Origin of the sequence: Yersinia pekkanenii (genome assembly GCF_001152565.1) — a bacterium.
Taxonomy (GTDB): Bacteria; Pseudomonadota; Gammaproteobacteria; order Enterobacterales; family Enterobacteriaceae; genus Yersinia; species Yersinia pekkanenii.
In genome coordinates this window covers 115,633-124,851 of the sequence record NZ_CQAZ01000010.1, presented here as the reverse complement: position 1 = coordinate 124,851, position 9,219 = coordinate 115,633, and the positions used below count along the sequence as shown (strand labels likewise).

Sequence of the window (9,219 nt, the reverse complement as noted above, 5' to 3'; positions counted from 1 at the left end):
CCCGCACATAGTAACCGCCTGCGCGGTTGTGCGCTTTGTTTTGTCTCGGGCTGCTAAACCCAGCAACGGATTTTGCCGCTGCGGGGGCACTATATCCGGCCATTCTCTACTGTTCAATTAACCAGTGGTAAATTAGGACAAACATTTTTGTAGATGCGAGAGGGGCCGCATTTGTGGATGAAATATGTATGTAATGCATCGATATCACTTATTATTTGGATTCAAAAATCAGTTTTTAATAAGATTAAAATTAGTAAATAATTAGATTTTTGTGTTGACCCTACTTACATATAGCTCTACTATTTGACCATAACAGCGGATGTGATCACTTATAAAAGTGAGGAAACGATGGTCAAGGTTGACTGGTCGAGGAAAGCGGTTAAGCAGTTACTTTCAATAGATGTCAGATATCGAAAATCCATCAGTGAAAAAGTGAATAAACTGACAAATTTCCCTGCTGTTGATTTGGATATCAAAAAGTTACAGACCGGTGATAGCCAATATCGGATGCGAGTGGGGAATTACAGGATTATTTTTCAGATTATAGAGGGAACCCCTGTGATATGTACGATCCAGGAAGTTAAACGCAGAACCACAACGACCTATTAGTAGGCTGGCTCAGTAGATTTCCTCTCAAAGGCATGGTGTTATTTTTCTAAACTAAGGTGAATAAGATGGCAAAACTACAATACATTCATGATGAAGCAGGAGAGCCTCAGTTTGTGGTCTTACCCATTGCCGAATACCAGCAACTTATCTCTAATGCGAAGTACGATGATATTCCCTATGTTGCTGATCACGATGATGATCAGACCATCCCGAATGAAGTTGTTCAAATCATGGTAAACGATGGTGTCAGTTTGCTGGCTGCATGGCGTATCTACCGTGGCTTTTCGCAATATGAAATAGCAGAACTGCTTGGCACCACCCAATCTGCTGTATCCCAATGGGAAGCCGTAGATTCTCGCCCACAGAAGAAAACCAGAGAGAAATTAGCAGAAATTTATAAATGCCGGGCAGCACAGATGATTTTGTAAATGCTGTAATAAAAATGACTGGCTTCGTCACCTCAATAACCATAACTCATTGATATTTGTTAAATTATATGTAAAACAAACCTACTAGGTTATATTTGTTGAGTAAAACTTGCTCAAGGATGGCAATGAAATGGAGAAACGGACTCCGCATACTCGTTTACTAAAAGTAAAAGTAAAAGTAAAAGTAAAAGTAAAAGAATTGATATTGAAAGGGAATGTTAAATCGACTCGAACTGCCAGAGATGGCGCTGAAGAGCTGGGGCTGAGTTTTAGGGATATGTGTGATGTAGTTTGCGAACTGACTAGCCCCGATTTTTATAAAAGTATGACGACACATCAAGATGATACGATTTGGCAGGATGTTTACCGCCCCATGCTTTCGTGCGGTAGAGTTTATTTGAAAATCACGGTTATCGATGATGTTTTGATTGTCTCGTTTAAGGAGCTTTAATGATGAAATGTCCAGTTTGTGGTGGTGCAGAATTAATCCACGAAGCGCGTGACGTCCCCTTTACCTATAAAGGGCGTAAGTTCATCGTCGAAGGCGTGATAGGACAGCATTGCCCGGCATGTGGTGAAACAATCATGACTGAAGCTGAGTCCGATACCTATGCAGCAAAAACAATGCTTTTGCGAAAAATGGTTAATACAGAATCGATTGCACCCGCACCCCTTGCCCGCTCTGGCCTCAGCCTCTCTGAACACTCCCCCTCAGACTCTTCAGCAACTGTTCAGGTGTTCAGTTTTTAATACCTACCATCCACGAATTAATGAATACCTCTGAATACTGACTGAACAGTTATTGGTAAACTAATCAGTCTGTTTTTATCTTTGTATTTCAATTAATTAAATCTATTCCTGAACACTCTGAATAAGCCAGAGGTGAGAAATAATTAGTAGGGTGGCTCTTCCGGTTGCGGATGGTGGGGCAGTGCCAGGGCCGGGAGCCAGTCATTGGCGGTATCGGATAAATCCATGTTGTAGCGGAAGCCTTTGTCGGTCCTGGCTTTTTTGTATTCTGCGCCGAACTCTTTCATTACTTTGGGAAAGTCTTTGCCGAATTTGGTTAACGATAATGAACGCTGATGGCCGTAAGCCTCCATATAAGCCAGATAAGCGTGATACAGATAAATACGCGGAGCGCGCGGGGAAATTGCCAGCGTTCCCATATACATACCGACCGCTTCGCCCAGCTCGACAATGTGGGCGCAGAAGCCATAAAGCGGATCGGCATCCCGCTTAACCCCCATAGCCTCCCGTGAATCTCGCTGCTCAAGTAGCAACTTTCGCGCATTGTCCTGATCGGCGAATTCGGCCAGCAGGCAGCGGATCACCACCGGCAGTTCTGCCGCGATTTTCTCGCCGATCAGCGGATCTTTATCCGCCTCTTTCACTGGATGGTTGAACGCGAAAATCACCCGCCGTCGGGCAATACCGCCTTGCCGCTCAGTGAAACTCATCGGTTCGTTATTGGTCGCCAGCACCACGGCGGTTATTAAAGTGCTGAATTGTTTCTCATATTTGCCGTCGATTTCCACTAAATCTCCGCCAGTGATGGCCTTGATACCCGCCCCCTCACCGACATATTTCACCTGATCGGGCAGCGTAATCAGGCTGTTGCCGACAAACTGCGCGCGCCCTCTGGCCTGATCAAGCGCCGCCATATTGCCGGAGGCGGTGTTCTGGCGGCCAGCCAGCAAGGTGGCGATGTGGGTGAATACCGATTTCCCGCTGCCGCCCTCGCCGGTGACCTCGAGGAATAATTGCCAGTCGAAGCGGTTAGACAGGATCATGAACAGCGCGGCTCTGATGCGGGCCATTTTGGGTAATTCGTCATTGGCCGCATGGGCCAGCCACTTGGTGAAATGGGGGGCGTGGCGTGCCAGATTTTCGTCTGGTCGCGGTTCGGTGAATATGATGTCGTTATGATGCTGTAACCAATCATTGGCGCTATGCGGCCGGAACTGTCTGGCTTTCAGGTCATAAACCCCATTCTGAAAGCCGGTCAGGTGACGCGGCGGCTCGGCCATGATCGGGATTTGCAGCTTCATCGCTTCAATGGCATTGCGGATACCAGCCGGTGAATAAGGCGTGTCGTTGGCGTTGAAAATCATCACCAGTTCGCGCCGCAACACACCATCGGGCAGCTTATCCCAGCGCTCGCCATCATAGTGATAAACCGTTTCACTCTCGGTATGCACCGCAATCTGCCCGTAATGTTCGGCCAATAACTGCCCGCGCTGGCTGGCGGCCATTTGCGATAATGTCGGATATAACCCTTTATTTTTAGATGCTTGACTCTCCGACGGCGGCTGATACAAACCATGATAGAAGCTGTTACGCGCCTGCCCGGTACCGGCTTGCTGGCGGTAATCATCCCAATCGGCTTTATACGGGGTCGGCGGCAGTGTCACCCAACCATCGACCACGCTGGCCACTTTTTCTGCGGCCAGTTGGCCGGTATTAGCAGCACCTTGCGGGTTCACATCATTATCAGCCGCAATGATGATTTTCGCGCCAGGCCAACGGGTGCGGCATGCCTGTGCCACCGGCAACAGATTACCGGCATTGATGGCGGCGATAATCACGGCGGCCAGTAGCAACAACGCCAGATTTTGTGCCGTGGCGTAACCCTCGGCCAGCACCAGGGTTTCAGCCTGTGCTGGCAGCGATTTGAGTGGGATAAACGCGCCTTTTTTGCGGCTACCGGCGATCAGCTTTTTTGTGCCATCAGGCCGGATAATCTGTACGCCGGTGCTGTCGCCCGCCATATTCTGTAATGTCAGCAATAACGAGCCATCCGGCAGAATAGGTAATTTATGGCCGCTCAGACCTTTATTAATTAAATAGCGAGATTCCCCTGGTGTGGTTTTCGCCATCAAAGAGGCCAGATCCGGCGCTTTAGGTTTGGGTAAGATACCGAGAATATCGGCCACCAGCTGCGCGGCTTCAGTTAGCGAGCATTGTCGGACATTTTTCACCAAATCTAAACCGTTACCGGATCGCGGTTCGCACTGATTACAAAACCACGTTCCCGCACCCTGACGGTCATCAAAACGAAAGCGGTCTTTACCGCCACAAGCCGGGCAGGCGGAGTGCTGTTTGCTGCGGCTGATCGCCAGCGCATCCAGAATAAAGCTCCATTTCCCGCACGCCTGAGCTGCGACCTCGGCAATAAATCGATTCATGACTTTTCCTTTTTATGCTCTGTTATCCGGCGGATAAAATCCATTTTTCGGTTGTTGTAGTACGCATATCAATACAATAATAGGTATATATATAAGTTATATATCAATGAGATGCAGATAATCTGATTTTGCTGTTCAGTGGTTGAACCCGGTGGGAATATTCGTAGACTCTCTGCATCCACCACGTCAACCTTGCTCCGTGGTGGATAAACGCCCCGATGGCATTGAGGCTTGTCGGGGCGTTCCTTTCGATATATCCGCAGCCGGAGGAAAATAACGTTGCTGTTATTTTTTAGCCTATGAACTACACCATTGAATATTACGATGATGACGTTATCACCCAGCTTCTTGCCCAACCCATCAGCTTGCAGGCCAATTTTATTAGCCTGGCTAACCGCATGAAGCGCTACGGTATCAAGATGATTGATGCCGTCCGAGGCATTACGACGAAGATGTGTTTGAGCTGTGTTTTTATGAGCCGAAAGACTGGAACCGCGTCATTTTTATGGCACAAATAGACTGGCAGATTGTTGTTTTGCACATTGTGGTGCAAAAAACGGCTTATATGCCGTGGAAAGAGAAAGGCAAAGCTGCCAAACGAATGAAGGAGTTGCGATTTGGATAATAAACGCCAACCCCCCAGCCTGTCCCATGAGCAAGTGGTCGCCCGGATGCTAAAGAAACCGGCCGTGAGGGCAGAATACGAGCGGCTGGAGCGCCAGGATTTCGCCATCATTGATGAAACGCTAAAAGAAATACATTCCGAATAATTCCCCAGCGTGTTCATTGCTTATTTTTCCGTGAATGTGCAATTTGCTGTTCAATCCAGTCATTCACCTCACTTTCAACAAAAGCGATGTCCCGCCCTCCTATTTTTATCGGTGGTGGGAATCGTTTTTGTTTTAAGAGTTTATAAATCCAAGGTCGGCTAAAACCGGTACGTTTTAATACTTCTGGCAATCGGATTAATGATGAATAGGTCATTCCATGACTCCTGTTATCTCTCGGTGGTTACTGAATTAATTGAAACAAAATCAGGCCGTAATAGGGGGAAGTGACCAATAAATAAGAAGAACCTTTATTCCGCTGATTTTAGGTCAATCCGTAACACGAATACGTTAGTTGGAAGCGAATAGCGCCGAGTTGGAAATGAATTTCCGCTTATCTATGGATTATCGGCCTCGGGCAGCGAAGTGAGCAGCGCCTCGCTGATCAAGTTACTCATTTGCTTTTCGGTCACCATTTCCCCGCTGAAACCCGCGTTGAGCATAGCCTGAGTTGCCACCCGTACAGCGCCTGGCGGCAGCGGCCAGTGAAAACCATTCGCCTTAAGCCAGCCCTCCACTTCTGATCTTAATAAATAACCGTCATGACGAATATCTTTATTCGCATTGGTGTAACTAATATCTCGACAACTTAATAGGTTGCAATCCACTGCATCCCATAATGATTTTTCATAATTAATTATTACCATTCCTATATCATCAGTTTGAATAGAATAAGGTATCACCCCGACAATTAATGCCGCAGTTTCTTTTATTGTAATATTGATTCTGGATATAAATGGCGTTAACCATTTTGGCAATTTATCTTTGAGAATATTTTGATATTCTTCGTCACTGTCGCGCAGGTTAATCTGCAAAAGTTGTTCTATTTCAGTGCGGTTAAACCCGATGTAATCATAACAATTCATGCGGTTAATACCTCAGAAGGGAAGTTCGTGATCATCCTCCTCATCGGGCCGGTGATTAAATTCGCAGGGTTTATAACTTTCAGGTATCCATCCATCACAAGGCGCTCCATCCATTTTAGGGTTGGCCATCGCTGCCGAGAGCAGATCAAAATAGCAAAGTTTGGGGTCATCAAAGCTGGGGGCGCGGATCACGCCGAGCGCGTCCTGAATCAATAACGGCGCTGTAACTGGCCTGGCATCCGTCAATTCTATTAGCAGCCAGTTAGCTATCTGTGCCTGACTCATCGCGGGGTGGAGACGCGAAATGCGCTCAATCAACTCCCTGATACTGATAAATTCCTGCTGCTTTGCCTTGAGCTTTTCCGCTGGGTTTATCATGAGATTACTCCTGTTATCTCTGGTTGGCCCTGCTTTGAATGATACCGAACATAATGGTTCAAAGTGAAAGTAGTAGGGGGATGGTGTTGATTTCAGTTCGGTATACAGTGATATTCAATAGGATGTATCGCCACGGATTTTTGAGATAATCATAAAGTTACTTTTGAGATAATCTACAAATGATTATCTGTTAACATAATGGCTATAAAGTGTTTTTTAATCTATTTTTAAGATAATAATATTTACACATTTGAGATAATCTAACTTTATGCCTAAATTTAATCACTATGATTTAGCACTGTTAAACCCCAGTTTCGACTCGCCACTGGTTGATGCGTTGACTGAGCTTGAGTTACTGAGACACCTGCGCCTTGAAACCGCCGTGCATCCTCTGCTGTTTGCCCAGCTAAAAAGTATTTTTCATATGCTGGAAAGCTTGGGTTCAGCAAGAATCGAAGGTAACCATACAACGTTAGCCGATTACGTTGAAAGTAAAGTTGAAGGGGCTGAGGACTCCACGGATCAATTGAAAGAGATTGGCAACATCGAACATGCCATGAACTTTATTGATGAGCATCTACATGCTGGTGAAGATATCACGGAGTATTTTGTCCGAGAACTGCACGCCATGACGGTAAATGGGCTTGAACGGGAAGGGGATAAAACGCCGGGTGCTTATCGCAGTCACGGAGTGAGTATTGCTCAATCAACTCATTTGCCGCCTGAATTCATCCATGTTCCGGCTTATATGCAGGAATTGGTCGAGTTTATGAACCGTGCAGACGCGCCAAAATATGATCTGATGAAAGTGGCTCTCGCGCATCACCGTTTTGGTTGGATTCATCCATTTGGTAATGGCAATGGCAGAACGGTGCGCCTGCTGACTTATTCTTTGCTGATAAAGTACGGCTTTAATGTGAAAACCAGTGGGCGGGTGTTAAACCCAACAGCGGTTTTTTGTAATGATCGTGAGCGCTATTACTCGATGCTGGCCGAAGCGGATACGGGGGCTGTTGAGGGGCTAGAGCAATGGTGCCTATATGTTCTTACCGGTATATCGGCGGAGTTAAAGAAAGTCGATAAGCTCTCTAATCTTCACTTTTTAAACTCAAAAATTCTTTATCCAGCGCTCGAGTATTCTAAGGGGCGAGGAGTAATCAATGAAACGGAATCTACAATTCTTAAGCGAACCATTAGCCAGGGAACGGTAAAAGCCAATGATTTAAAAGAGGTTTTACCGGGATTTAAGTCGGCTCAAATTACCTATCAGATTGGTAAGTTAGTTGATCGTGGCCTTTTGCAACCGGTTGAAGTGGGATCTCGAATTTATACCGCCGGTTTTTCGAAATCAGATCTGATGCGTGGTGTCATTCATGCTTTGCGAAAAGAGGGGTTTATTCCAGATTTTTGATTTGAAGTTTGAGCTAAATAAGTTGGCGATGTTGAATCGCCAACTTAAATATCAATGTTTTATTTTACCAACTTGAGGAAAGTATCTTTAGGTTTAAGGGTTACATTGTTCCCTGAACCCTCAATAGCTTCCATAAAGAAATTATTATTGAAAGTTAGTGTACTTATCTCATCTAACGGCAAAGAAAGTTGATCGAGAATCTCTCCTCTTTTTATCCCTTTCGCGCGCATTGTGCTAAAAATCTTATCCAAAATTAAAGATTTTTCACGTTCTACTAATCCTTGCAGTTCAGATGTACGAAATCCCCTTCGATTCAACTCAATACTCAATTGCCTATAATGCCACTCAGTTGAGAGTTTGTAATGGCACACTAAATTTGGCCACCTGAATACGCTGGGCTTATTTGGCCGTTGTGCTTGATCTGTTTTCCCGTAAACCGGTTGGCTGGGCGATGTCATTTTTCCCGGACTCTGCATTGACAGGTAAAGCGCTGTCTATGGCCTGGGAAGCGCGAGGAAAACCCGCTAATTTGCTGTATCATTCGGATCAAGGTAGCCACTATACCAGCAGGAATTTCAGACAGTGACTGTGGCGATATCAGATAAAGCAAAGCCTGAGTCGCCGGGGGAATTGCTGGGATAACAGCCCAATGGAACGTTTTTTTAGAAGCCTGAAAACGGAGTGGGTGCCGGATAATGGATACGTGAATTTTAGCGAGGCCAGCATAACGATAACGCATTACATCACGGGATATTACAGCCAGCTCAGACCTCATCAATATAATGGTGGTTTGACGCCGAATGAATCAGAACGATTGTTCTGGAAAAACGCTAAATCCGCAGCCAAATTTTGTTGACCCTATATGGACGCCCCGGGTGTTACAAGTACTGGTTCGATACGGTTTGCGACCATATATCCGGCGTCATAGTCGGTGAATTTACCTGCGCCATGATGTAATCCGAACCCTGTCTCCTTATCACTACACCGGTATTTGATTACCCAGGTCAACTTCAGGCTGTTACAGGGACGGTAGCCGTTTTCTCATCAGTGCTTGCAAACTCAGAGAGATATATTTTCTTCAACGCAGCATTAAATCAACTCGCTGCAAAAGCCTTATTCATATTAAAATCAACGCAATCGGTTAATATTCGCCAGATAACCCGTGTCAACTTATTGGCCAGCGCCACTGTGGTTTTCAGGAACCCTCGCCGGGCCTCAAGCTTTTTCAGCCACAGACCCACACCGTCATCACGTTTTTTCATACATCGCATCACTGACCGTGCGCCATGGATGATTAATGTTCTCAGGCTACGATTGCCGTTTTTTGTCACAGAGGACAATCGTTGTTTTCCTCCCGAACCTTAGGAAGGGGCGTCCCTCACATCACTACAGTTTTTACCAATGTGCAGCGTACGCTCACTGACCGGGGCGTTAAGACTAGCGGCGCTAGTCAGGCAGGGTTATAAATGGAAAAGAAACAGGTTCTGACATGGAACCCGTTTCTTATTGACT

At 45.9% G+C, this 9,219-nt stretch carries 11 protein-coding genes and 5 pseudogenes; 8 read left to right on the top strand and 8 right to left on the bottom strand.

The window, feature by feature from the left end; genetic code table 11:
* The first annotated feature begins 348 nt into the window (after positions 1-348).
* The 4 genes and pseudogenes from AEP37_RS07160 to AEP37_RS07145 all read left to right on the top strand — a co-directional run.
* A complete protein-coding gene (locus AEP37_RS07160; RefSeq protein WP_049611878.1) occupies positions 349-609 on the top strand; it encodes a type II toxin-antitoxin system RelE family toxin in 261 nt (86 codons plus the stop codon).
* A gap of 65 nt (positions 610-674) precedes the next feature.
* Positions 675-1,037 carry a helix-turn-helix domain-containing protein gene (locus AEP37_RS07155; RefSeq protein ID WP_049611876.1) on the top strand — a complete coding sequence of 121 codons (363 nt, stop codon included), beginning with the start codon at positions 675-677 and terminating at the stop codon, positions 1,035-1,037.
* A gap of 130 nt (positions 1,038-1,167) precedes the next feature.
* Entirely contained in the window at positions 1,168-1,488 is a 321-nt protein-coding gene (locus AEP37_RS07150) for a type II toxin-antitoxin system MqsR family toxin (RefSeq protein ID WP_049611874.1), read from the top strand.
* Positions 1,488-1,754 (top strand): annotated as a pseudogene (locus AEP37_RS07145) (type II toxin-antitoxin system MqsA family antitoxin); the annotation flags it as partial. The gene AEP37_RS07150 and the pseudogene AEP37_RS07145, both read left to right, overlap by 1 nt.
* Before the next feature lie 176 nt (positions 1,755-1,930).
* On the opposite strand, the gene AEP37_RS07140 reads toward AEP37_RS07145, so the two are convergent.
* A complete protein-coding gene (locus AEP37_RS07140) occupies positions 1,931-4,225 on the bottom strand; it encodes a primase-like DNA-binding domain-containing protein (RefSeq protein ID WP_049611872.1) in 2,295 nt (764 codons plus the stop codon).
* A 299-nt stretch (positions 4,226-4,524) separates the two neighbouring features.
* On the opposite strand from AEP37_RS07140, the pseudogene AEP37_RS26010 reads away from it, so the two are divergent.
* Positions 4,525-4,850: pseudogene (locus AEP37_RS26010) on the top strand (type II toxin-antitoxin system RelE/ParE family toxin).
* Positions 4,843-4,995, top strand: coding sequence for a hypothetical protein (locus tag AEP37_RS26510; protein WP_167337931.1), 153 nt, complete (start codon positions 4,843-4,845; stop codon positions 4,993-4,995). The pseudogene AEP37_RS26010 and the gene AEP37_RS26510 overlap by 8 nt, the downstream one beginning before the upstream one ends.
* A 13-nt stretch (positions 4,996-5,008) precedes the next feature.
* On the opposite strand, the gene AEP37_RS07130 is transcribed toward AEP37_RS26510, so the two are convergent.
* From AEP37_RS07130 to AEP37_RS07120, 4 genes and pseudogenes are all read right to left on the bottom strand, one after another.
* Complete coding sequence (locus tag AEP37_RS07130) at positions 5,009-5,209, bottom strand: helix-turn-helix transcriptional regulator (RefSeq protein ID WP_049611870.1); 201 nt, start codon at positions 5,207-5,209, stop codon at positions 5,009-5,011.
* A 181-nt stretch (positions 5,210-5,390) separates the two neighbouring features.
* The gene (locus tag AEP37_RS26505) at positions 5,391-5,570 is read right to left on the bottom strand and encodes a hypothetical protein (RefSeq protein ID WP_082170717.1); all 180 of its coding nucleotides are present in this window, start codon (positions 5,568-5,570) and stop codon (positions 5,391-5,393) included.
* A 114-nt stretch (positions 5,571-5,684) separates the two neighbouring features.
* A pseudogene (locus tag AEP37_RS26500) lies at positions 5,685-5,918 on the bottom strand (hypothetical protein); the annotation flags it as partial.
* Positions 5,919-5,930: 12 nt separating this feature from the next.
* Entirely contained in the window at positions 5,931-6,296 is a 366-nt protein-coding gene (locus AEP37_RS07120) for a hypothetical protein (protein ID WP_049611868.1), read from the bottom strand.
* Positions 6,297-6,564: 268 nt separating this feature from the next.
* On the opposite strand from AEP37_RS07120, the gene AEP37_RS07115 reads away from it, so the two are divergent.
* Positions 6,565-7,707 (top strand): Fic family protein, encoded by a 1,143-nt coding sequence (locus AEP37_RS07115; RefSeq protein WP_049611866.1) that lies wholly within the window; start codon positions 6,565-6,567, stop codon positions 7,705-7,707.
* A 59-nt stretch (positions 7,708-7,766) separates the two neighbouring features.
* Here AEP37_RS07115 and AEP37_RS26000 read toward each other — a convergent pair whose 3' ends face one another.
* Positions 7,767-8,165 (bottom strand): hypothetical protein, encoded by a 399-nt coding sequence (locus AEP37_RS26000; protein WP_049611861.1) that lies wholly within the window; start codon positions 8,163-8,165, stop codon positions 7,767-7,769.
* On the opposite strand from AEP37_RS26000, the pseudogene AEP37_RS24680 reads away from it, so the two are divergent.
* Positions 8,099-8,563, top strand: a pseudogene (locus AEP37_RS24680) (IS3 family transposase); the annotation flags it as partial. The gene AEP37_RS26000 and the pseudogene AEP37_RS24680 sit on opposite strands and share 67 nt — an antisense overlap.
* A 238-nt stretch (positions 8,564-8,801) precedes the next feature.
* Here the strand turns inward: AEP37_RS24680 and AEP37_RS27185 are convergent.
* Positions 8,802-8,969, bottom strand: coding sequence for a hypothetical protein (locus AEP37_RS27185; protein ID WP_235801453.1), 168 nt, complete (start codon positions 8,967-8,969; stop codon positions 8,802-8,804).
* A gap of 6 nt (positions 8,970-8,975) precedes the next feature.
* A pseudogene (locus AEP37_RS28040) lies at positions 8,976-9,053 on the bottom strand (hypothetical protein); the annotation flags it as partial.
* Positions 9,054-9,219: the final 166 nt, after the last annotated feature.